This window comes from Rathayibacter sp. VKM Ac-2835 (assembly GCF_013266705.1).
Taxonomy (GTDB): domain Bacteria; phylum Actinomycetota; class Actinomycetes; order Actinomycetales; family Microbacteriaceae; genus Rathayibacter.
The window spans coordinates 339202-361429 of record NZ_JABSNQ010000004.1 but is presented as its reverse complement, the minus strand read 5'-3'; the positions used below and the strand labels follow the sequence as shown (position 1 = coordinate 361429).

The following is a 22228-nucleotide window of genomic DNA, read 5'->3' as shown; positions in this document are numbered from 1 at the left end:
ACCTGTGCACGCGACACGCCGAGGAGAGCGTGCACAAGTGGCGTCTCGCGGGAGGGTGGAGGGGTGAGTGGGCTGGATCTGAGCAGGCAGACGTCGATGGTCGGGGTGCGGGTCCCCGAGGTGGCGGTGGCGCTCAACGGGGGAGTCGCGCCGGAGCTGGTGTGGCGGAACCAGCTGGACGGGCTGACGTTCCGGGTGCGGGACGGGTATCTGAAGTGGAATCCGCGAGCGAGCGGTGTCGACCTCGGGCGGGAGGCGGTGCGGCTGGAGTGGCTGGCCGGGCGGCACCCGGCGCCGCGGATCCTCGAGCGCGGTGAGGACGCCGAGGCCCAGTGGCTGCTGACGGCACCGCTCGACGGTGCGAGCGCCGTCGCTCCCGAGTGGACCGTGCGGCCGGAGGCCGCGGTGCGGGCGATCGCGGCGGGACTGCGGGCGGTGCACGCGCTGCCTGTCGCCGAGGTGCCCGCGGCGCTGCGTGGCGACTCCTGGTTCGACCGGCGTCCCGCGGCGCTCGGCGCGGCGCCGGCGCTGGACGAGCCCGTCGTCGTGCACGGGGACGCCTGCGCGCCGAACACGCTGATCGGCGCCGACGGACGCTGGTGCGCCTCCGTCGACGTGGGCGACCTCGGCGTGGGCGACCGCTGGGCGGACCTCGCGGTCGCGGCGGTCAGCCTCGGCTGGAACTGCGGCGACGGCTGGGCGCCGCTCCTGCTGCGGGAGTACGGGGTCGAGCCCGACGAGGAGCGGGCGCTGTACTACCGGGAGCTCTGGGGTCTCGAGTCCTGACCCGTGTGCCGCACGGGGTCGGACTGCGCCGGCTGCTCAGGACCTCGGCGGGCACCCGTGCTGATCGCGGAGCCCGCCGAGGGGGCGTATCGAGATCCACCAGCGTCGGAGGAGGAGGCTGCAAGCCCGCCCTGCTGAGGACGTCGGGTCTCGATACGCCCCTGCGGGGCTACGCGACCGGCATGAGCTTGAGACGCCCGTGCGGGGCTACTCGACCCGAGTGATGGGGCGCCGCGCGTCCTCATCCCGCGTCAGTCCTTCGCGGACGCCTTCTCGGTGTCCTTCGCGGCCTCGTCGTCCTGCGACGGGCCCTTCTGGCCGCGGTTCTCGCTGGAGAGGCGCAGCCAGCGGCCGTCGCGGACGTCCTTCTCGTGCACCGCGGCCTTCTTCTCGCTCGCGGCCGTGTCGCGCGGGGGCAGCTGGATGGTCTCCTCCGCCTCGATGCCGGCCTGGAGCTCGCGGCCGCGCTCGAGCTCGGCGTCGAACTCGGCGCCGAAGAGCAGGGCGATGTTGGTGATCCAGATCCAGAGCAGGAAGACGATGACGCCACCGAGCGAGCCGTAGGTCTTGTTGTAGTTGGAGAAGTTGGCGACGTAGAACGCGAAACCGACCGAGGCGAGCAGCCAGATCGCGAGCGCGAGGATCGAGCCGACGCTGATCCAGCGGAACTTCGGCTGGCGGATGTTCGGCGCCCAGTAGTAGAGGATCGCGATGGTCAGCACCGCGATGATCACGAGCACCGGCCACTTGACGATGTTCCAGACCGACAGCGCGGCGGGGCCGAGACCGACGACGTCGCCGACGGCGGAGGCGACCGGGCCGCTCAGCACCAGGATGAGCGCGGCGACCACGATGAGAATCACGGTGACGACGGTGACGCCGAGCATGGTCGGGCGCAGCTTCCAGAACGGGCGGCCCTCGTCGATCTCGTAGACGCGGTTCATCGCGCGGCCGAAGGCGCCGACGTAGCCGGAGGCCGACCAGAGCGCGCCGAGCAGACCGGTGACGAAGGCGACGCCGGCGGCCGGGGAGTTCACCAGCGACTGGATCGGGTCGCGCAGCAGGTCGACGACCTCGGCGGAGGCGAGGTTGCCGACCAGGTCGAGCACGGTCTGCGTGGTCGCCTGCGCCTGGCCGAAGAGGCCGAGGACGGAGACGATCGCCAGCAGCGCCGGGAACAGCGCCAGCACGGCGTAGTAGGTCAGGGCCGCGGCGAGGTCGGTGCACTGGTCGGCGCCGAACTCGCGCCCGGTCTTCCTCAGGACGTAGAGCCAGGAGCGCTTGCTGATGTCGGTGACGTCGTCGGGCTTGCGCGCGTCGTCGGGCTCGGGCGCGGTCTTCTCACGGGTCGTGCTCTTCTCGGCCATGCCGCCACGCTATTGCCCCCGGCGGGCTGACGGTGGCCCCTTGACGCCGCGTCGCCCGATCCGGGTGGGGAGCGCTCTCAGGCGGACCGCTCCGCGCGTCTCTCAGACCGTGCGGCCCTGACGGCTCGCGGCGAGGATCCCGAAGGCGAGGAAGGAGCAGGTGGCGGTGAGCACGATCAGCAGCGGGGCGTCCCAGCCGCCGCTGACGTCGTGCGCGAGACCGACCACGGTCGGGGCGGTGGCCGCGACGGCGTAGCCGAGGCCCTGCACGGTGGCGGAGAGCCGCGAGGCGTGCCGGTCGGAGCGGGAGAGGCGCACGAGCAGGACGAAGACGACGGTGATGCCGCCGCCCTGCGCCGCGCCGCCGAGCAGGCACCACAGCGCCCAGAGCTGCGGGGCGAGCAGCAGGCCGAGCGGGACGGTGCACCAGAGCACGCCGATGAGGACGATGCTGCCGAGCGGCCGGAGCCGGCGCACCACCAGCGGGACCCCGATCGCGCCGATGATCGCGGCGATCTGGAAGACGGAGGAGCTCGCTCCGGCCGCCTCGATCGAGAAGCCGTTGCGGTCGACGAGCAGCGAGGGGAGCCAGGCGGTGACGCCGTAGTAGGAGAAGGCCTGGCTGGCGAAGCAGACCGCGAGCGCGAGCACGGTGGCGCTGCGCCAGATCCGCGGTGCCGGCTCCTGCGGTCCGCGCGCGGCCGGCGGGCGAGGGGCGGGGCGGAGAGCCCGCGCGGGTCCGCGGGCGAGCAGCCAGCCCGCGACACCCAGGACGTTGAGCACCAGCCAGGCGAGCAGTGCGCCGCGCCAGCCGAGCACGAGGGCGAGCGGCGCGGTGCCGAGCGAGGTGATGGTCGAGCCGATGTTGAGCGCCGCGGTGTAGACGCCGGTCGTGAGGTCGACGCGCTCGGGCACGACGTCGCGGCGGATGACGACGGGGACGACGACGTTGCCGATGGTGATGAAGACGCCGATGAGGATCGTGCCGGCGACGACGGAGACGACGTCGCCGGCCGAGCGCAGGATCGTGCCGAGGGCGACGCCGAGCACGGTGACGGTCACCGCGGCGTCCGGCCCGACCCGGCGGATCACGAGCAGGGCCAGCGGTGTCGCCAGGGCGAAGCAGAGCACCGGGATGCTGGTCAGCACGCCGGCCTGGCCGGAGGAGAGCGCGAGATCGCCGCGGATCGCGTCGATCACCGGAGCGACGGCGACGATCGGGCCGCGCAGCACCAGCGCGACCAGGGCGACGGCGACGACGAAGAGCCAGGGGGCGCTCCGCCTCGTCACGCCGGTCAGCTGGAGAGCCCGGCGGCGCGTGCCAGGAAGGACAGCACTCCGAAGACGATGCCGATGACACCGGTGATCAGGCCCGCGGTGGCGAAGCCGCGGCCGCCGAGCTGCGCGGAGGCGGCCCGGCCGCGGATGCCGAAGACGATCGCGAGGATCGACGGGACGAGCAACGGGTTGATCAGGATGCTGGCGATGCCGAGGACGAGGCTCGCGATGGCCAGGGAGTTGCGGCGCGAGGGGGCGGCGCCGTAGCCGGGAGCCGCTCCGTAGCCGGCGGCCGGGCCGTAGCCGGGTGCGGGGCCGGAGGCCGGGGTGACCGGGTACTGAGGGGCGGCGCCGTACCCGGGGGCGCCGGAGCCGGGCGCTCCCGGCTGCTCGGGCGTGCCGTAGGCGGGAGCGGGCGGCGCGGCGGGGCGCGAGCGATCCGTCCAGGCCGCTCCGTCCCAGTAGAGCTCGGCGCCGAGGTCGGCGGGGTGCGGGTACCAGCCGGGCGCGGGAAGAGAGGCGGAGTCGTCGGGCATGGGCCGATTCTAGGGCGGCGGGAAGGAGCAGTGCGGCGGGGCGGCGAGACCGGGGGCGCGGTCCCGTGGGTCGCCGCGGCGTGCTGGACCGCGGCGCAGGGCAGGATGGACCCGTCGAGCGGGCTCGCCGCGCGGTCGCCGGAGGAGGAGCCATGGGCTGGAGCATCGTCGAGGTCGAGTGGGCGGACCCCCGGGCCGAGAGCCTGCGGTCGGCGCAGCGGGTCGAGCTGGACGAGCGCTACGGCTCGGACGACCACGAGCCGGGGACGCCGCCGTCCGCCGACGACGTGCCCGTGTTCCTCGTCGCCGTCGACGAGGGCGGCGCCGCGCTGGCCTGCGGCGGGCTGCGGCCGCTGCCCGAATCGGTGCTCGGGCCGGACGTCGTCGAGGTGAAGCGGATGTTCGTCGATCGGTCCGCTCGCGGCTCCGGAGTCGCCGCGGCCGTGCTCGCCGCGCTGGAGGGCAAGGCCCGCGAGCGGGGGGCGGTCCGCCTGGTGCTGGAGACGGGCACGCTGCAGCCGGACGCGATCCGGTTCTACACGCGGCAGGGCTACGCGCCGATCCCGCTGTTCGGCTCGTACCTCGGCTCGGAGCACTCGGTCTGCTTCGGGCGCTCGCTGCGGCCGCCGCGGATCGAGGCCTCCGCGGACGTCGATCCGCGGGCCCGGATCGGCGACGGCACGCTCGTCTGGCACCTCGCGCAGGTGCGCGAGCAGGCGCGGGTGGGCCGCGACTGCGTGATCGGCCGGGGCGCCTACCTCGGCCCGGGCGTCGTGGTCGGCGACCGCTGCAAGATCCAGAACCACGCGCTCGTCTACGAGCCGGCCGTGCTCGGCGACGGCGTCTTCGTCGGCCCGGCCGTCGTCTTCACGAACGATCTGCGGCCGCGCGCCGTGACTCCGGACGGTGCGCTGAAATCGGCGAACGACTGGCACGCCGTCGGCGTCGTGGTCGAGGACGGCGCCGCGATCGGCGCCCGCGCCGTCTGCGTCGCTCCGGTGCGGATCGGCGCCTGGGCGATGGTCGCCGCCGGGGCCGTGGTCGCGGCCGACGTTCCGGCTTTCGCCCTCGTGGTCGGCGTGCCCGCCCGGCGGGTCGGCTGGGTCGGCCGGGCCGGGGCGCGGCTCGAGGCGGCCGGCGACGGCGCGGGCGGCGCGCTGTGGCGCTGCCCGGAGACCGCGGAGGAGTACGTCGAGCGCGACGGGGTGCTCAGCCGGATCTGATCGCCGGCCCCGCGGCGTCGCCCCCGGTGCCGCGCCGGGCTCAGCTCCGGTGCGTCGTGAGCCCGCTCCGCTCGGGGACGGGCGTGCGGTGGCGGACCAGGGCGGGCGGAGCGCCGTGGACGGCGGGTGCCGAGGCGTGGAAGGCCGGCGGCGCGTCCCGCGCATCGGTCGTCGCGCTCGCGGCCGTGCTGCCGGCCGCGATCGGGAGACGGGCCGCGGGGACCGTCCGGGCCGGTGCCGCGCCGCTCGATGCCGCTCCCTTCCGCTCGCGCCGGCCCTCGATCGCACGGGCGATCGAGATCGCTCCGAACAGCAGCACGACGCCGCCGACGGCGACCATGATCATCGCGCGGAGCCGGTCGGAGACCTGCTCGACCGCCTTGCCGGGCGTCTGCACCTCGAGTGCGGTGAAGAGGTAGCGGTCGTCGGCGCCGTTGATGGTCTGCATGCTGCGCAGCGTGTCGACGAGCCGGTCGCCGAGCGCGGTCGTCGTGGCGAGCGAGCCGTCGGCCGTCGGCGCGTCCGCGGTCACGCTCAGCAGCAGCCCCTGGCCGGACCAGGCCGAGCGCTCGACCGCGAACTGGGTGCTCAGCCTCTGGGCGGCGAGCGCCTCGGCCGTCTCGTCCCCGTTGAGGACGGTGACCAGCACCTGCGCGGCGAGCGAGTTGTCCGAGGAGCGCAGGTACGGGTTGTCGGAGTTCAGCGCGGCGAGCGCCGGGTCGGCCTCGAGCTCCGCCGTGCTGGGCAGCTTCGGGTTGACGAGCGCGTAGGTCGCGGTCGAGGCGTAGGTGCGCGGGGAGAGCACGAGGACGTAGGCCATCGCGGCGACGGTGAGCGCGAGGACGACGCCGGCGAGGAGCCGGTGGCGCCAGAGGGTGCGGAGAACGGAGACGGGGTCCATCAGGACAGCCTTTCTGGGACGTGGTCGATCGCGCCGCGGGCGGGGACGGAGGCGTCCGTGCTCACGGCGGAGGGGAGTCCGAGCTCGGCGCGGACCAGGAGCCAGCAGCTCCCGGACAGGCCGAGCACGAACGGGAACAGCAGGGCGAACACCGGGAAGCCCAGTGAGTCGAAGGTGGCGGAGGCGACCGCCGCGACGGTCGCGGAGGCGGCGACGCTCCCGGTCAGCGCGCGCAGGCGCGGATCGCGGGCGACCTGGGCGGCGATCAGCCCGAAGAGGGCCGGGACGCCGAAGTAGGCGAGCACCGCGGCGGCGCCGAGGAGGCCGAGCGTGATGGCGGCGCCGAGGTACTGGTTGTCGAGGATGAGCAGGGCGCTGTCCGGGAGGTAGGTGCCCGGGCCGGTGCCGAGGAGCGGCTGGTGCGCGACGAGGGCCGCCACACGGGGGTAGTTGTCGAGGCGATTGGTGATCGAGGAGTCGCTCGTGCCCGCGCCGATCGAGCCGGTGAGGGTGCCGAGCAGGCCCGGGGTGGTCACGAAGAACGCCGCGACGGCGACGGGAGCGACGACGTAGCCCCACCTCCGCGCGTACGCGGGCAGGAAGACCGCGCAGACCGCGAGGCCCACCACCAGCGAGAGCACTCCCGAGCGCGAGACCGTCAGCGCCAGGGCGACCACCAGCAGCACGCAGGAGGCGGCGCGGAGGAACCGCGGGCTCGTCCGGTCGTACAGCAGCCGCCAGATCGCGAGGGGGAGCAGCATCGCGGAGACGACCGCGAGCTCGATCGGGTGGAAGGTGGTGCCCGCCACCCGGGTGAGCCCGTCGCGGTCCTGGAACGGTGTGCTGCCGCCGTTGTCGACGAAGCCGACCATGACGCTCCGGATCCACTCGACCGGGTCCACGTGGGTGGTGAACTGGACGATCGCCACGATCGCGCAGAGCGACGCCGCGTTGACCAGCGAGCCGAGCAGTACCCGTGCGTCCTCGAGGGTCCGCACGCTCTGCGTGGTGACCAGGGCGATCCCGGCGGAGGCGAGCAGCAGCAGCAGCCAGCGGTCGGCGCTGAGCTGGCCCTCGCCGGTGCGCGGGACGGTGTCGTTGACGGTGTAGCGGACGTAGGACGCGATGCTCACCAGCAGCAGCAGCGTGAGCGCGGCCCGCCCCGGGTGGCGCAGCGGGATCGGGTCGTGCAGCCCCAGCAGCGCCGACGCCGCCCACGCGCCGGTGAGCAGCAGCGCGAGCACCATCGCGACGGAGCCGGACGCACCCAGGGGAGCCAGGACCTGATCCGCCGGGAAGAGGAACAGCGCGTAGGCGACCAGGCGCAGCAGCGCCGGGGGTCCGGTCCGCTCGAGGGGGAGGGCCACGGCTCAGACCCCCGACCGCGGGGCGGAGGCCGGCCGGCGCGTGGTCTCGTCGCGGGTCCAGGCCGCCGATCCGCTGCGGGGCAGCCGGCTGGCGAGGGCGAAGCAGAGGTAGACGGCCGCGTCGGCGAGCTCGAGCGGGCCCTGGACGGCGCGCAGCACCTGCACGGCCGTGCGGCTCGAGCGGCGCTCGCCGTCGGGGGTGGACGCTGCCAGCTGCGCGCTGCCGCGCTGGGTGCGGCGGAGGACGCCGAGCAGGCTCGCGGCGCTCCGGGGCACCTGCACCACCGCGGGGGCGGTGGCGACGACGGCGCGCTCGGTGACGGAGAAGCGGCCGTCGACGAACTCGTCGTCGGCGATCAGCGCGGGGAAGGTCCCGATCCGGTCGTGGCCCGAGCCGCTGACCGCGTAGCCGCCGGCGCCCCAGAGCGCGGTGTGGAGCGAGGGGGTGCGCGACCGGGCGCGGTAGTAGGCGCGCACCAGCGGGTCCGCGCCGGTGGCGTCGTAGACCGCGGTCGGCCGGGCGGCGAGCAGCCCGCCGCGGGTGACGGCGTCGAAGACGTTCCAGACCGCGTCCGCGGTGACGCCGACGTCGGCGTCGAGGTAGAGGCGCGGCCAAGTGGCGGCCGCGGCGTCGCCCGCGTTGAGGGCCGCGGTCTTGGACGCCTCGGCGATCTCGACCACGGTGACGCCGGCGAAGCTCCGCGCGATCTCGGCGGTGCGGTCGCTGCAGGCGTTGCAGACCACGATCACCTCGAGGGCGCCGCTCGCGGCGGCGGCGGCGAGCGGCGCCAGGGTGCGGGCGATCACCGACTCCTCGTCGTGCGCGGGGACGACGACCGAGCCGCTGGGATGCGTCGGGGTGAGCGGCTGGGCCGGCGCGCCGGAGGGGAGCGAGGCCAGCCGGGCGCCGACGGCGAGCGCGAGGGCCGCGTGCCGGTGCGCGCGGCCGCGGTCGCCGGGGAGGAGGCTGCGGGCCGACTCCGCCGCCAGCACGACGAGGCGGAAGGTGCTCGAGTAGAGCGTGCCGTGGAACTTCTGCACGTAGCGCACCCGGTTGACGGCGAGCAGCGCCGCGAGCGCGCTGGACGAGCCGGAGCCGCCGCCGTCGTGCACGACCTGCGCGGCCGGCTCGAACCACACCTCGACGCCGAGCTCGCGGGCCCGGCGGAAGTAGTCCGTCTCCTCGGAGTAGAGGAAGAACCGCTCGTCCCAGTCGCCCAGGCGCGCCGCGACCAGGGCGTCGATCAGCATCGCAGCGCCCGTCGCCCAGTCGATCCGGTGGGCGTGCCGGTAGCTCTCCGGATAGCTGTCGGTCTCGCTGGAGAAGGCGGGGCGGTCGAGCATCCGGTCGCCCAGCAGCGCGTCGCCCAGGGCGCGCAGCCGGGTCGGCTCGCGGCGCAGCGAGCGCGACGGGGCACCCTCGGCGTCGCGCAGGAGCGGCACGACGATGCCGGCCGAGGAGGAGTCCCTCCGCTCGAGTAGCGCCGAGACGGCGCCGGGCAGCACGACCAGGTCGGGGTTGAGCACGAGCAGCGCGCCGGCGTCGCCCGCGTGCCGCCGGGCGATGTTGACGGCGGCGGCGTAGCCGACGTTGGCGCCCGCGTCGACGGCGACGACGTCGGGGTGCGCGGCGGCGAGGGCGAGCGAGCCGTCGTCGGAGGCGTTGTCGACCACGACCACGCGCAGCCGGACACCGGCGGCGGCCTCCGCGCGCAAGCTGGTCAGCAGTCGCTCCAGCGTCGCGGCCGAGCGGTAGCTGACGACGAGGGCGGCCACGTCGGCGTGCTCGCCGGGGCCGGCGAAGCCACCGCGCGCGCCGGGCTCGATCGTGGGCAGCACGGTGAGGTGCGGGGTGCTCCGGAGGCCGGGGCCGCGCTGCGGGGCGGTCGAGCTGTGCAGGCGGAGGCGACCGTAGGCGAGCGGACCCTCGACGAGGTAGCGGCGGGCGAGGCGGCGCGGCTCGAGCGCGAGGCGCCACAGCCACTCCACCCCGCGGTCGGCGACCCACTGCGGCGCCCGTCGGACGGAGCCGCCGAGGAAGTCGACGGCCGCGCCGAAGGCCAGCAGCACGTGCGCGCCGGTGCGGGGGCCGTGCTCGTCGATCCAGAGCTCCTGGCGGGGCTTGCCGAGTCCGACGATGAGCAGATCGACCCGCGCGCCGCGGATCGACTCGACGAGCGCCGCGTTGGCGGCGGGGTCGGCGAGCTCCTCGCGGGAGGGCGACCAGAGACCGGCCATCACCAGGTCGGGGCGCTCCTCGGCCAGGCGCGCGCGCAGCCGGGACTGCGCGGCCGCGGAGCCGCCGAGGACGCCGACGCGGACGCCGTCGGTCGCGGCGCGGTCCAGCAGCGGGCCGATCAGGTCGCTGCCGGCCAGGCGCGGCCACGACTCGCCGGTCAGGCGCTCGGCCTGCTTGGCGATCGGGCTGCCGTCGATCAGGGAGAGCCACTCGACGGGGCGGGCCGGAGCGTCCGCGGGCGCGGCGGTCCACTCCGTCTCGCCCTCGGCCACCGGGACGAGGACGAGGGTCGGCGCCTCGGCGACCGGCAGGGCGCGGCGCTCGAGCACGTGCTGCCAGCGGCCGCCGTGGCCGAAGTGGTTCACGTGGTCGACGTTGACGGAGAGGACGCCGAGCGGTGCGTCGTGCGCGGCGGCGGCGCGGTCCGCGATGGTGCGGACCGCCTCCTCGTGCCGGGCGAGATCGACGGGGCTGCCGCCGAGGACGACCCGGCGGTGGGTGTCGAGGGTCATGAGTCAGCTCTCCGATCGAGCGGGGGCGAGGGTGGGGACGAGTGCGGGGGCGGCGAGGGTGGTCCGGGCGAGCTCGTCGAGCACGACGCGCTCGACGACCTCCTGGGCGACGCCCCAGCCGTGCCGGACGCCGGCGGCGACCTCGCGGCCGGGGCGGCCGACCGCGACCGCGTGGCCGAGCGCCTCCGCGATGCCCGCCGGGGTCGGCCGGGCCCAGCTGGCGCCGGGGTGCGGCAGGTCGGCACGGGCGTCGACGGCGTCGTTGACCACGGCGACGGCGCCGCAGGCGAGCAGCTCCTCCGCCACCAGCGAGATGTTGGTGAAGGAGAGCGCGATGCCGGCCGAGCAGCGGTTGTAGAGCGCGGCGAGCTCGCGCGGCGCGAGGGTGCCGTGCTCGATCACCGGCACGTCCCACGCTCCGGGTGCCGTGCCGTAGACGTGGATCGGCACCTCCGGATGCTCGGCGTGGAAGAGCGCGAGCGCCTTCCGGCCGAGGAGGTAGCCGCGGCGGTCGGCCGCGGGCTTGGCGTAGAAGACGACGCCCGAGCGCTCGCCCTCGGGGTTCTCGAGCGTGTAGGTCGCGGTGTCGCAGCCGAACGGGGCGGTCTCGCTCTCGACGCCGAGCGCGTCGAGGTGCGAGCGCACCATCTCGCCGAGGGCGATGGTGCGGAAGCCGAACCGGTAGCTGTCCTCCGCCAGGGCGGCGAGGGTGCCGCGAGGGTGGAAGAACGGCTCGTAGTCCTGCACGAAGTACAGCCGCGCCATCGGCGCCGTGCCGCGGGTGGCGAGCACGTGCGCCGTCTCCCAGGAGGTCGCGACCGCGGCGTCGACGCCGGTGACGCCGTCGTCGACGCTGCGGATGTCGACGTCGAGCCATGGCCAGCCGGCGCGGATGATCGCGGCGCGCGTCTCGAAGTCGGCGCCGTGCCGGTCGTAGAGGAACAGGGTGCAGCGGTGGCCGCGCTCGACCAGGCCCTGCACCATCCGGAACAGGGTGGTGTGGCCGCCGGAGCCGCGGTCCGGCGGCGTGCAGATCCAGCCGATCGCTGCGGGGCCCTCGGCGCGGGCAGGGGCGGCGGGCAGGTGGAGCAGGCCGGAGTCGGCGATGTCGCCGGGGAGCAGCGGCATGTCGAGCTCGCGGACGCCGACGCGGTCGCCGAGCGAGCGGACGGCGCGCTGCAGCAGATCGCGGCCGCCGGTGGTGCGCAGGCGCCGGACGAGTTCGCCGGGGACGCGGGAGGGGCGCATCAGAAGCTCCCCTCGCGGTGCCAGCGGCGCCAGGACCGGTCGGTGCGCAGGCGCCGCAGCACGCGCTCCGCGAGGAAGCGCGGGGCGAACCGGTCGCTCGGCGCGCTCAGCAGGCGGGACTGCAGGCGCTCCCACTCGGGCAGCCGGGCCGCGTCGCGGTAGACCGCGTGCGCGAAGCCGAGGTGCGCCTCGAGCTCGGTCGTCTCGGAGCCGCCGCTGTCGAAGCGCTGGGCACCCTTCACGAGGGCGTCGCGGGCGAGAGCGCGGCGGGCGAGGTGCTCGAGCTCGGCGCGCCGCTCGAGCGGTCCGCCGGGATCGGCGAAGAAGGTCTCGAAGGCGAGCAGGCGCTCGCGGAGGTCGTGCAGCGGGGTCACGGTGTCCGAGCGGCTGCCGGCGTGCTCGCGGTGCCACGCCTGGTCGACGCCCTGGATGTAGGCGACGTCGGACGCGGCGGAGAGGCGCAGCCAGAGCTCCATGTCGTAGGTGTGCGGCAGCGGCCGGGGCCAGCCGACCCGGTCGAGGACGGAGCGGCGCACGAGCACCTCGGGCGAGGTGATCACGTTGAGCCCGGTGCGGCAGCGCTCGTGCAGCCAGTCACCGCCGGACCAGAGCAGCCAGGAGGTCGGCGTGGTCCGGGCCACGGGCAGCACGCTGCCGTCGGGGAAGTGCACGGGGTGGCCGTAGACCAGTCCCACCGAGGGGTGCGCGCGCGCGACGGCGACCGCGCGAGCCAGAGCGCCCGGCGCGATCACGTCGTCGGCGTCGAGGTACCAGGAGAACTCGCCGGTCGCGACGGCGAGCGCGGCGAGCACGCTGCCGACGGGCCCGAGGTTCCGCGGGTTCGCCAGCACCAGCACGCGGTCGTCGCCGGCGGCGATGGCGCGCGCGACCGCGAGCGAGTCGTCGGTGGAGCGGTCGTCGACGATCACCAGCTGCACGCGGACGCCCGTCTGGCCGAGGGCGCTCGCCGCGGCCGCGGGCAGGAACTGCGCGTAGTCGTGCAGCGGAATGAGGACCGAGACGGTGGCGTCGGAGGTGTCGACGTCCTCGACCGGCACCGTGCGACCGCGTCGAGTCTCCGCGGCGACGGCGGTCGTCACGACAGCACCCCCGCCGGGCTCGGGGCGGCGGAGGTCGTGCTCCGCAGCACGGCGATCAGCGACTCCGCCACGTACTCCTGCTGAGCCGCGGTGATCCCCGGGAACAGCGGCAGGGTCAGCAGCTGACCGGCGAACGCCTCGGCGCGCGGCAGCGAGCGCGGGCGGCCGGAGGCGGGGAGGAACGGAGCCAGCAGGTGCACCGGCGTCGGGTAGTGCACGCCCGTCGCGACGCCCGCCTCAGCGAGCGCGATGCGCAGCCGCTCCCGCTCCGGCGTGCGCACGACGTAGAGGTGGTGCACGTGCTCGTTGCCCGGTGCGGTGCGGGGGAGGACGAGCCCGTCCACGCCGTCGAGCAGCTCGCCGTAGCGCGCGGCGGCGTCGCGGCGCTGCTGGTTCCACTCGTCCAGGTGCGCGAGCTTCGCGCTCAGCACGACCGCCTGCAGCGAGTCGAGCCGCGAGTTGGTGCCGACGACGTCGTGCCGGTAGGCGCTGAGACCGCCGTGGTTGCCCAGCCGGCGGACGGCCGCGGCGAGCTCGTCGTCGTCGGTCATCACTCCGCCCGCGTCGCCGTAGGCGCCGAGGTTCTTGCCCGGGTAGAAGCTGGTGCCGGCGATGGCGCCGAGCGAGCCCGCGCGGGCGCCGAAGCGCCGGGCGCCCTGCGCCTGGGCGGCGTCCTCGACGATCCGCACGCCGTCTCCGAGCGCCGCCGCGAGCTGCTCGACGGGAGCGCACTGCCCGTAGAGGTGCACGGCCATCACGGCGCGGGTGCGCGGGGTGAGCGCCTGGGCCGCGGAGTCGACGTCGATCAGGTAGTCGTCGTCGCAGTCGACGAACACCGGCCGCGCACCGGCGCGGACGACGGCCTCGGCGGTCGCCACGAAGGTGTTCGCGGGCACGAGCACCTCGTCGCCGGGCGCGAGGTCGAGAGCCAGGAGGGCGAGCTCGAGCGCGTCCGTCCCGTTGCCCACGCCGATCGTGTGGCGCACGTCGCAGTAGGCCGCGAACTCCTCCTCGAAGCGGGACACGTCCGGCCCGCGGACGAACGACGAGTCCGCGAGCACGCGGTCGAAGCCCTCCCGGATCACGTCGGCGACGACGAGGTGCTGGAGGTGCAGATCGGCGAGCGGGACGATCGGCTCGGTGGTCATGAGGCGTTCCTTCGGTCGGAGGTGAGCTCGCGGACCCGGCGCAGCAGCCAGGTCCGCAGGAGGAGGAGGTAGAGCAGGCCGCCGGTCGCGCCGCCCAGGAGCAGGGCGAGCCAGTCGGCATCCAGGCCGACGGCCGCGAGGCCGAGCGGGACGAGCAGCGCGGCACCGGCGGCGGCCGCCGCGGCGAGCGCCGGCGGCAGCAGGGAGCGGCCGACGGCGCGCAGGTCGACGTCGATCGAGCGCAGCAGCCAGGCGAAGACGGGACCGACCACGAGCGCGGCCACCCCGATCTGCGCCCAGGCCGCGCCGACGAAGCCGCCGCCGAGCACCGCGGGCACGAGCGCGAGCGTCAGCGCCGCGAACCAGACGCCCTGCACGATCGCGACGCGACCGGAGCCGCCCTTCGCGAGCGCCGCCGAGCTGAAGAGATCGGCCACCACCCGCAGCGCGCCGACGACGCCGAGCAGCCCCAGTGCCGCCGCGGCGGGAGCCCAGCGCTCGCCGTAGACGACGTGCACCAGCGGCGCGGCCAGGGCGGCGAGCAGTGCGCCGAGCGGAGCGGCGAGCGCCCAGGTCAGCCCGGTCGCCGCGGCGACGGGCAGCGGGCGGCCGTCCTCGTGCGCTCGGGAGAACGCGGGCAGCGCGACCGAGCGGACGACCTGTCCCACCGCGGTCATCGGCCAGGTCGAGATGTTGAAGGCGAGGACGTAGTAGCCCAGCGCGACCGGGTCGATCAGCCCGGCGATCACCACCTTGTCGGTGCCGAGCACGCCCCACGAGATCAGGTTCGCGATCGCCACCGGCAGGCCGAAGCGCAGCGCGGAGGGGGCGATCGAGCGGTCCCAGCCGAGGCGGGGCCGCTCGCGGGCCGCGACGAAGAGCAGCACCATCGTGCAGGTCTGCGCGACGACGCGGCCGACGGCGAGCGCCAGCACCCCGGTCCCGGCGGCGAGCAGCGCGAGGGTGATCGCGGTCGAGACGACGAAGTCGACGGCGGCGATCACGAAGAGCGGCCGCTGGGCGAAGCGGCGCTGCAGCGCGGCGTAGGGGACCACTCCGGCCCCGGCCAGCGGCAGGGTGATCGCGAGGACCGCGAGCACGCCGGCCGTCTCGGGCGAGCCCGTCGCCGCGGCGATCATCGGCGCCGAGGCCGCCATCGCCGCGCCGAGAGTCCCGCCGAGCACCAGGCCGAGCACGGCCACGGTCGGCGCGCGCCGCTCGGGCTCGCTCGAGCGGATCAGATCGGTGCTGAGACCGAAGTCGGACAGCGCCATCAGCACCGACTGCACGGTGAGCGCGAGCGCGTAGACGCCGAACGCCTCGGGAGCGAGCAGCCGGGCCAGCACGACGCCCAGGGCCAGGCTGCCGAGCCGGAGCGCGATCGTGCTGAGCGCGCTCCAGCCCAGCGCCGAGGCGATCCGACTCGAGCCCGCCGCGACGGGCGGGGTCTGCACGGCGGTCACGAGAGCGGCCTCCGCGCGCGCTCGCCGGCGCGGACGAAGCGCCGCCACTCGGCCGTGTCGACGACCGCCGGCCAGCACTCGGCGGCGATCGAGGCGAAGCGGGCACCCTCCGCCTGGTCCTCCGGGCGGGCGGAGGCGCGACTGCGCAGCGCCCAGCCCATCGCCTCCTGGGCGAGAGCGCGCCCGGCGTTCGCGCGGCGATCGCCGCCCTGCGCCCGCCGGCCGGAGGAGTCGTGCCCGGCACTGGTGAAGAAGTGCTCGATCGTCCCGCGGCGCTCGCGCAGCTCCGCCAGCGGATCGGTGCTCGGCTGCGGGTGGCAGCGCGTCTGGACGGCCCCGTTGACGCGCCCGATCCCGCCGAGCGCCGCGAGCCGCAGCCCGTAGTCGAGGTCGGCGGTGCGGGGGAGGTCCTCCGCGTAGCCGCCCAGCGCGTCGGCGATCGAGCGGCGGACCAGGGCGGCGTGGTCGACCAGCTGGTCGGAGCCGTTCCGGCTGATGCGCTCGATCCAGTCGGCGCCGCTCCAGAGCGTCCAGTCGAGGCGTCCGGACGGCGCGGCGGCGGGCCGCACCGAGATCTCGGCGTCGCCGTGCACGGCGCCCACCCACGGGTGCGCGGCCAGCAGCGCCGCTGCCCGCTCGAGGGCCCCGGCGGTGAGCGCGTCGGTGCTCGGCAGCACCAGCACGGACTCGCCGCGCACGACGGCGAGGCCCGCGTTCCGCGCGGCGAGGGTCCCGGTCCCGGGACGAGGGACGAGCACGCGCACCCGCTCGTCCGCGATGCCGACCGCCGCGTCCGTCACGACGACCACGTCCAGCCGGACGCCGCGCTGCGCCAGCACGCTCGCCAGCGCCGCCGTCGGCGAGGCGCCGTCGACGGCGGCGATCACGACGGAGACGAGGGGCGCGGGCCCCGCGAGAGGGAGCGCCGGCGAGCGGTGCCCGCGGACGGCGCTCATGCGGACGCCCCCTCGAGGGTGCTGTCCGCGCGGCGGACGGCGACCGGCTCGATCCGCGGACCGGCGGGGACGCCGAGCCAGGTCTCGCCGGCCGGCTGATCGCGCAGCAGCACCGCGCCCATGCCGAGCGTCGCCCGGCGGCCGATCCGCGAGCGCTCGCGGACGGAGGCGCCCATGCCCAGGTACGCCTCCTCGCCCACCCGCACTCCGCCGCCGAGGGTGACCCCGGCGCAGAGGGTGGCGAACGAGCCGATGCGGTCGCCGTGGGTGAGGGTGACGTTGGGCATCGCCACCACGTGCCGGCCGATCGCGACATCGGCGGTCAGCACGACGCCGGCGAGCAGGATGCTCCCCGCGCCGATCCGGCAGTCGTCGGGCACGTGGATGGCGGGGTGCACGAGCCGCGCGTAGCGGTGGTCGTGCACGCCGAGCGCGCGGAGGCGGTCGACGATCCGCGCCCGGCCGCTGCCGTGGCCGACGCAGACGGCGATCTCGGCGCGGGGGTGCTCGGCGATCGCGTCGAGGCCGCCGATCACGGGGACTCCCGAGATCTCGGTGCCCCAGCGCGCGGCGCCGTCGTCGACGACGCCGATGACGCGATGGCTGCCGCTCACGGAGAGGAGGGCGAGGGTCTCCCGCGCCAGTCCGCTCGCGCCCACCAGGATCAGCTCACGCACGGAGGACCGCCGTCTCGTGCTCGCGGGCCAGGCGCGACGGGGCCAGAACGGCCTCGATCACCCGGTCCTGGTCCTGCTCGGTGAGGGCGTGGAAGAGCGGCAGGATCAGCGTCCGGTCGGTCAGGCGCTCGGTGACGGGCAGTCGGTCCGCGTTCGGGTGGTCGCGGTACGGCGGCTGGCGGTGGGCCGCCATGATGCCGCGGCGGGCCGAGACGTCGCGCGAGGCGAGCTCGGCCATCAGGCCGTCGCGCTCGAGCGGGTAGTCGTCGCCGACCTCGATCCAGAAAGACTGGAAGTTGCTCGTGCCGTGCTCCGGGTCCGTCACCGTGCGCAGGCCCGGGACGTCGGCGAAAGCCGCCGCGTAGCGGGCCGCGAGCGCCCGGCGGCGCTCGATCAGGGCCGGCAGCCGGCCGAGCTGCACGAGGCCGAGGGCCGCCTGCAGATCGGTCATCCGGAAGTTGAAGCCGACCTCGTCGTAGTGCTCCGGCGCCGCGAGCACGCTGCCGTGCCGGTCCGCCGCGGAGACGGACATCGAGTGCTCGCGCAGGCGGCGGGCGCGGGCCGCGAGGTCCGCGTCGTCCGTCGTGAGCATCCCGCCCTCACCGGTCGTGAGGAGCTTCCGCGGGTGGAACGACCAGGCCGTCAGCGCCGCGCCGGCCCCGACGGAGCGACCGTGGTACCGCGAGCCGGCGCCGCAGGCCGCGTCCTCGAGCACGAGGACGCCGAGCGGGTCGCAGAGCGCGCGGATCGGCTCGAGGTCGACGGGCACGCCGCCCTGATCGACCGCGATCACCGCGCGGGTGGCCGGGGTCAGCGCCGCGGCGATCGTCTCCGCGGTGACGTTGCCCGTGACCGGGTCGACGTCGGCGAAGACGGGCCGGCCGCCGGCGTGCACGACCGCGTTGGCGGTCGCGATGAAGGAGAAGGAGGGGACCACGACGTCGTCCCCGGCCGCGACGCCGCCGACCACGAGCCCGAGGTGCAGGGCCGTGGTGCAGCTGGACAGCGCGACCGCGTGGCCGACGCCCATCGCCTCGGCGAAGGCGGCCTCGAAGCGCGCGACCCGCGGGCCCTGCGCGATCCAGCCGGAGGCGATCACCTCGGCGAGCGCGTCGCTCTCCTCGGTGCCCAGCCAGGGGCGCATCACGTCGATGCGGCCGGTGCTCGCGGGCGCGGTGCTCGCCGCGCTCATCGGGTCGCTCCGCTCAGGACGGGGGCGTCCATCCGCTCGGCGCGCCACCACTCGACCAGCGAGCGCAGACCGCTCTCCAGGTCGTACGCGGTGACGAAGCCCAGCTCGTCGCGTGCCGCCCGGGTGTCGGCCAGGCGCCGGGTGACGCCGTTCACCGAGCGCGCCGGCGCGAAGACGACGTCGAGGTCGGACTCCATGACGTGCAGCAGCGTCCTGGCGAGCTCCAGCAGGCTGGTCTCGACCCCGGTGCCGATGTTGAACGCGCCGTCGCGGCCCGCCGTCGCCGCGACCACGTTGGCGCGCGCGACGTCGTCCACGTGCACGAAGTCCATCGTCTGCGCACCGTCACCCATGATCAGCGGCGGGACGCCCGCCTCGATCCGCTCCATCCAGCGCACGAGCACCTCGGTGTAGAGGCCGTGCACGTCCATCCGCGGTCCGTAGACGTTGAAGTAGCGCAGCGCGGTCGAGCGCAGCCCGTTCATCGCGCCGAAGCTGGTGAGCATGCCCTCCGAGAAGGCCTTGGCCGCGCCGTAGATCGTGTCGTTGGCGTAGGGGTTGTTGCTCTCGGGGGTGGGGAACTGCGTCGCGAGCCCATAGACGGAGGCGCTGGACGCGGCCACCACCCGGCCCACGCCGTGCGCCGCCGCCGCCTCGAAGACGGTAAAGGAGCCCTGCGCGAGGACGTCGAAAGCGAGGCGCGGGTCCTCCGCGCACTGCGTGATGCGGATCGCCGCCTGGTGGAAGACGACGTCCTTGCCGCGGACGACCGAGTCGACCGTCAAGCGGTCGCGGATGTCGCCCTCGATCAGCCGGACACGGCTGTCCTGGAGCGCGTGCTCGAGGTTCTGCCGGCGCCCTCGGACGAGGTTGTCGAGGACGTCGACCCGGCCGACGCCGGTGTCGAGGAGGCGGTCGACGATCGTCGAGCCGATGGTGCCGGCACCGCCGGTCACCAGGACCTCGGCGCCCTCGAGCGAGACGGGGGAGGGGGTCAGCTCAGCCACGACGCCTCCTCCAGGCGGACCGCGGGAGCGGTGGTGCGGCTGACCTGGCCGGCGTCGAGCAGCCGGTCGCTGACCTGCTCCAGGACGCTGAGGACGCGCAGGGCGGCGCGGCCGTCGGTGCGGGGCGCGCGGCGCTCCGAGATCGAGGTCGCGAACTCCGTGACCATGTCGGCGAGCGGCTCGCGCTCGGGCAGAGCGGGCGACCAGGTGTCGCCGAGGCGGTAGGAGATCGCCGCGTCGTGGCGGGAGGTCCCGCCGCGGAGCGAGGTGCCGAGGTCGACGCCGCGGTCGAAGACGCTGAGGCGCTGCTGCGGGTTCACGTCGTCCCAGACCAGCGTGCGCCGCGAGCCGCCGATCACCATCCGGCGGATCTTGGTCGGGCTGAGCCAGTTCACGTGCACGTTGGCGATCGCGCCCTGGCCGAGCGGGACGGTCAGGTAGCCGACGCAGGCGCGGCCGGAGCCGAGCGGGTCGGAGCCCTGGGCGGCGACGTTCCCGGGGCGCAGGCCCCCGGGGATGATGAAGTCGAGGATCGACAGGTCGTGCGGGGCGAGGTCCCAGAACACGTCGACGTCGGGCTGGATCAGCCCGAGGTTGATCCGCACCGCGTCGACGAAGAGCACGTCGCCGAGCGAGCCGGCGGCGATCAGCTCCTTCATCTTCAGCACGGCCGGCGTGTAGCAGTAGGTGTGGTCGGCCATCAGCACGACGCCCGCGCGCTCGGCGGCGTTCACCATGTCGATCCCGAGCACGCTCGAGTCGGCGAGCGGCTTCTCGACGAGCACGTGCAGCCCCGCGGCGATCGCCGCCATGGCGATGGCGTGGTGGGTCCGCGCCGGCGTCGCGATGGCGATCGCGTCGAGCCCGGGCAGGTCGAGGACGTCCGAGAGCGAGCGCAGCACCGGGACGGAGCCGTTGGCGCGGGCGACGGCCTCCGCGCGGACCGGGTCGAGGTCGCAGATCGCGACCAGGTCCCAGTCGGCGCTGGCGGAGAAGTTCCGGGCGAGGTTCGGGCCCCAGTAGCCGGCGCCGACGAGCGCGACGCGGAGCCTCCGGGAGGGGATGGTGGTGGTCATGGCGGGTTCCTTCGGGTGAGGAGGGCGGCATGCGGGCACGCCGGGGGGACCGGGCTCTCCGACCAGGGAGGAGGAGCGCACGGACGGTGGGGGACGGCGCAGCGGAGCGCGCCGAGGGAGGGGGACGGCACGTCAGCGCGCGCCGGGGGAGGGGACGGCGTGGAGAGCGCCGGAAGGGGGGAGAGAGGGAGGAGGGGAGCGGCGGTGCGTCAGTACGCGCCGACCGGGCGCAGCATCACGCGCAGCGTCCGCCAGAGGATGAGCAGGTCGCCGGCCAGCGACCAGTTCTCGACGTAGTAGAGGTCGAGGCGGATCCCGTCCTCCCAGTCGAGCTCGGAGCGGCCGCCGGTCTGCCAGAGCCCGGTGATGCCGGGCTTGATGTAGAGGCGGCGGTTCACGACGTCGTCGTAGCGCTCCACCTCGCTCAGCAGCGGCGGGCGCGGCCCGACCAGGCTCATGCTGCCGCGCAGCACGTTCCAGAACTGCGGCAGCTCGTCCAGCGAGTACCGCCGCAGCACGCGGCCGAGCGGTGTCACCCGCGGGTCGTCGCGCAGCTTGAACAGCAGTCCGGAGCCCTCGTTCGCCGCGCTGAGCTCCGCCAGCCGCGATTCCGCATCGATGCTCATCGAGCGGAACTTCAGCATGGTGAACAGCTGCCCGGCGCGGCCGACCCGCTGCTGCCGGAACAGCGCGGGCCCGGTGCTGTCGCGCCGGATCATCACCGCGAGCACGGCGAGGAGCGGCGAGAGCGCCACGAGCGCGAGAGCGGAGACCGTCACGTCGAGCACCCGCTTGAGCGCGTGGCGCGGTCCGGAGTAGCGCGGCGGCTCGACCCGCATCAGCGGGAGCCCGTCCACCGGTCGCCAGTGGATCCGCGGGCCGGCGACGCTGCTGAGCCCCGGTGCGAGCACCAGCTCGACCGCGAAGGGCTCGAGTGCCCAGCAGAGCCGGCGGAGGTAGGCGTCGCCGCCGTCCACTTGCCCGGCGACGACGACCGCGTCGGCGCGCTGCTCGACGACCGCCTGGGCGATCGCGTCGATCGCCCCGACGACCGGGATCGAGCGTCCGCGGACGGTGATCGAGCGCCGCGGATCGGCGCTGCCCCGCTCGGAGCCGTCGGTCGAGAGCGCGACGCCCACGACGTCGTACTCGACGCGTCCGCGCCGGCGGTCGATCTGCGTGACGATGTGCGTCACGTCGGGGACGCCGCCGACGACGATCACCCGCGAGAGGGCGCGACCGGCGCGGCGCTCCCGGGCGAGGTGCCCGCGGCTGAGGGCGTGCGCCGCCAGCATCCCGCCGAGTCCGACGGGGAGGGCGATCAGCACCAGCACCCTGGGCAGATCGACGTGGGTGAGGACGGAGGCGACCGAGGCGAGCCCGAAGGTCGCGACCGTCGCCGACAGCAGGCGGCGGAACTCGTCCGCTCCCGCTCCGATGCGGTGCGCGAGGCGCCGCTGGGCGAGCAGGACGGAGCAGACCCAGAGCGCGGCCAGCACGGCGGCGACGACGAGGTCGGCGGGTCGCGACTCGGTGGCCGAGCGCAGGCCTGCGGCGAGCGCGACGGCACCGAGCACGACGAGGACGTCCGCGGCCAGGACCCTGCGCGAGAAGCGGCGTCGCCAGCTCGAGGCCTCGGCCGGCGGGGCCGGGACGAGGACGAGGGCGCGCGGATCACGCTGGAGGGACCGGGCCGCGGCGGAGACGGCGGTCACCAGCGTCTCCTGCTCTCACCACCGCTCGTATGCCGGGTCGCCGGGGGGCGGCGACAGCGGATCGAGGAGGGATGGAGCCGTGAGGGCGCGCCGGAAAGAGCGCGCACCAGTGGTGCATACAAAGGGATCAACCTGCATTTCGGGTTTACAGGGGAAGGGGGTACTGCAGGGCGGGCTCGGAGGCGAGCGCGGTTTCGGGGCCGCACTGCATCGTCGCCACGTCGGCACCGCTGTGATCGTCGTGCTCCCAGGATGAGCAGGGCGATCGAGGCTGCGCTTCGCGTCGGGGCGGCGGTGCACGACAGGGTTCGTGCGGTCGCCGGTCCCGGTGGTCGGGTGGTTCTCAGCCGAACATAGCGGGAGAAGCAACCCGGTGCGTGGCCCCAGTAAGGGTGTCGCTGCACCGGTGAGATCCTCGACCCGCTGCTCAGCTCCCT

Annotated in this window: 18 protein-coding genes and 1 pseudogene; 3 read left to right on the top strand and 16 right to left on the bottom strand. The window is 75.1% G+C overall.

Translation table 11 applies throughout. From position 1 onward, the window contains the following. Positions 1 to 63: 63 nt before the first annotated feature. A complete protein-coding gene (locus HRK28_RS18155) occupies positions 64 to 786 on the top strand; it encodes a phosphotransferase (protein ID WP_217274884.1) in 723 nt (240 codons plus the stop codon). Between the two features lie 251 nt (positions 787 to 1037). Here HRK28_RS18155 and HRK28_RS18150 read toward each other — a convergent pair whose 3' ends face one another. The 3 genes from HRK28_RS18150 to HRK28_RS20315 form a co-directional block, all read right to left on the bottom strand. After that, positions 1038 to 2153, bottom strand: coding sequence for a YihY/virulence factor BrkB family protein (locus HRK28_RS18150; RefSeq protein ID WP_217274883.1), 1116 nt, complete (start codon positions 2151 to 2153; stop codon positions 1038 to 1040). A gap of 102 nt (positions 2154 to 2255) precedes the next feature. Continuing rightward, positions 2256 to 3443, bottom strand: a complete 1188-nt coding sequence (locus HRK28_RS18145; RefSeq protein WP_367948471.1) for a CynX/NimT family MFS transporter — start codon at positions 3441 to 3443, stop codon at positions 2256 to 2258. 5 nt (positions 3444 to 3448) lie between these two features. After that, the gene (locus HRK28_RS20315; RefSeq protein WP_254305034.1) at positions 3449 to 3967 is read right to left on the bottom strand and encodes a DUF4190 domain-containing protein; all 519 of its coding nucleotides are present in this window, start codon (positions 3965 to 3967) and stop codon (positions 3449 to 3451) included. Positions 3968 to 4119: 152 nt separating this feature from the next. On the opposite strand from HRK28_RS20315, the pseudogene HRK28_RS19830 reads away from it, so the two are divergent. Both HRK28_RS19830 and HRK28_RS19825 read left to right on the top strand, forming a co-directional pair. After that, positions 4120 to 4512 (top strand): annotated as a pseudogene (locus HRK28_RS19830) (GNAT family N-acetyltransferase); the annotation flags it as partial. A 72-nt stretch (positions 4513 to 4584) separates the two neighbouring features. Further along, entirely contained in the window at positions 4585 to 5190 is a 606-nt protein-coding gene (locus HRK28_RS19825) for an acyltransferase (protein ID WP_217274923.1), read from the top strand. A gap of 40 nt (positions 5191 to 5230) precedes the next feature. On the opposite strand, the gene HRK28_RS18125 is transcribed toward HRK28_RS19825, so the two are convergent. From HRK28_RS18125 to HRK28_RS18065, 13 genes are all read right to left on the bottom strand, one after another. Continuing rightward, a complete protein-coding gene (locus HRK28_RS18125; protein ID WP_173252597.1) occupies positions 5231 to 6091 on the bottom strand; it encodes a chain-length determining protein in 861 nt (286 codons plus the stop codon). Then, entirely contained in the window at positions 6091 to 7458 is a 1368-nt protein-coding gene (locus HRK28_RS20915) for an O-antigen ligase family protein (RefSeq protein ID WP_173252596.1), read from the bottom strand. Before HRK28_RS20915 ends, HRK28_RS18125 begins: the two co-directional genes overlap by 1 nt. A gap of 3 nt (positions 7459 to 7461) precedes the next feature. Next, entirely contained in the window at positions 7462 to 10209 is a 2748-nt protein-coding gene (locus tag HRK28_RS18115) for a WecB/TagA/CpsF family glycosyltransferase (protein ID WP_173252595.1), read from the bottom strand. Positions 10210 to 10212: 3 nt separating this feature from the next. Further along, positions 10213 to 11457: a glycosyltransferase family 1 protein gene (locus HRK28_RS18110; RefSeq protein ID WP_173252594.1), complete on the bottom strand. Its 1245-nt coding sequence runs from the start codon at positions 11455 to 11457 to the stop codon at positions 10213 to 10215. Then, on the bottom strand, positions 11457 to 12557 hold the full coding sequence (locus HRK28_RS18105; RefSeq protein ID WP_160089924.1) for a glycosyltransferase family 2 protein: 1101 nt from the start codon (positions 12555 to 12557) through the stop codon (positions 11457 to 11459). The genes HRK28_RS18110 and HRK28_RS18105 overlap by 1 nt, the downstream gene beginning before the upstream one ends. Beyond that, complete coding sequence (locus HRK28_RS18100; RefSeq protein ID WP_173252593.1) at positions 12554 to 13705, bottom strand: DegT/DnrJ/EryC1/StrS aminotransferase family protein; 1152 nt, start codon at positions 13703 to 13705, stop codon at positions 12554 to 12556. Before HRK28_RS18100 ends, HRK28_RS18105 begins: the two co-directional genes overlap by 4 nt. Beyond that, entirely contained in the window at positions 13702 to 15168 is a 1467-nt protein-coding gene (locus HRK28_RS18095; protein WP_160089920.1) for an oligosaccharide flippase family protein, read from the bottom strand. Before HRK28_RS18095 ends, HRK28_RS18100 begins: the two co-directional genes overlap by 4 nt. Next, entirely contained in the window at positions 15165 to 16124 is a 960-nt protein-coding gene (locus tag HRK28_RS18090; RefSeq protein WP_160089918.1) for a glycosyltransferase family 2 protein, read from the bottom strand. The genes HRK28_RS18095 and HRK28_RS18090 overlap by 4 nt, the downstream gene beginning before the upstream one ends. Continuing rightward, complete coding sequence (locus tag HRK28_RS18085) at positions 16121 to 16801, bottom strand: NeuD/PglB/VioB family sugar acetyltransferase (RefSeq protein WP_160089916.1); 681 nt, start codon at positions 16799 to 16801, stop codon at positions 16121 to 16123. The genes HRK28_RS18090 and HRK28_RS18085 overlap by 4 nt, the downstream gene beginning before the upstream one ends. Further along, positions 16794 to 17993 (bottom strand): DegT/DnrJ/EryC1/StrS aminotransferase family protein, encoded by a 1200-nt coding sequence (locus HRK28_RS18080; protein ID WP_160089914.1) that lies wholly within the window; start codon positions 17991 to 17993, stop codon positions 16794 to 16796. The genes HRK28_RS18085 and HRK28_RS18080 overlap by 8 nt, the downstream gene beginning before the upstream one ends. Continuing rightward, the gene (locus tag HRK28_RS18075) at positions 17990 to 19000 is read right to left on the bottom strand and encodes an NAD-dependent epimerase/dehydratase family protein (RefSeq protein WP_367948470.1); all 1011 of its coding nucleotides are present in this window, start codon (positions 18998 to 19000) and stop codon (positions 17990 to 17992) included. Before HRK28_RS18075 ends, HRK28_RS18080 begins: the two co-directional genes overlap by 4 nt. Beyond that, positions 18988 to 20076, bottom strand: coding sequence for a Gfo/Idh/MocA family protein (locus tag HRK28_RS18070; protein WP_160089912.1), 1089 nt, complete (start codon positions 20074 to 20076; stop codon positions 18988 to 18990). The genes HRK28_RS18075 and HRK28_RS18070 overlap by 13 nt, the downstream gene beginning before the upstream one ends. A gap of 209 nt (positions 20077 to 20285) precedes the next feature. After that, on the bottom strand, positions 20286 to 21791 hold the full coding sequence (locus HRK28_RS18065; RefSeq protein ID WP_160089910.1) for a sugar transferase: 1506 nt from the start codon (positions 21789 to 21791) through the stop codon (positions 20286 to 20288). Positions 21792 to 22228 lie beyond the last annotated feature (437 nt).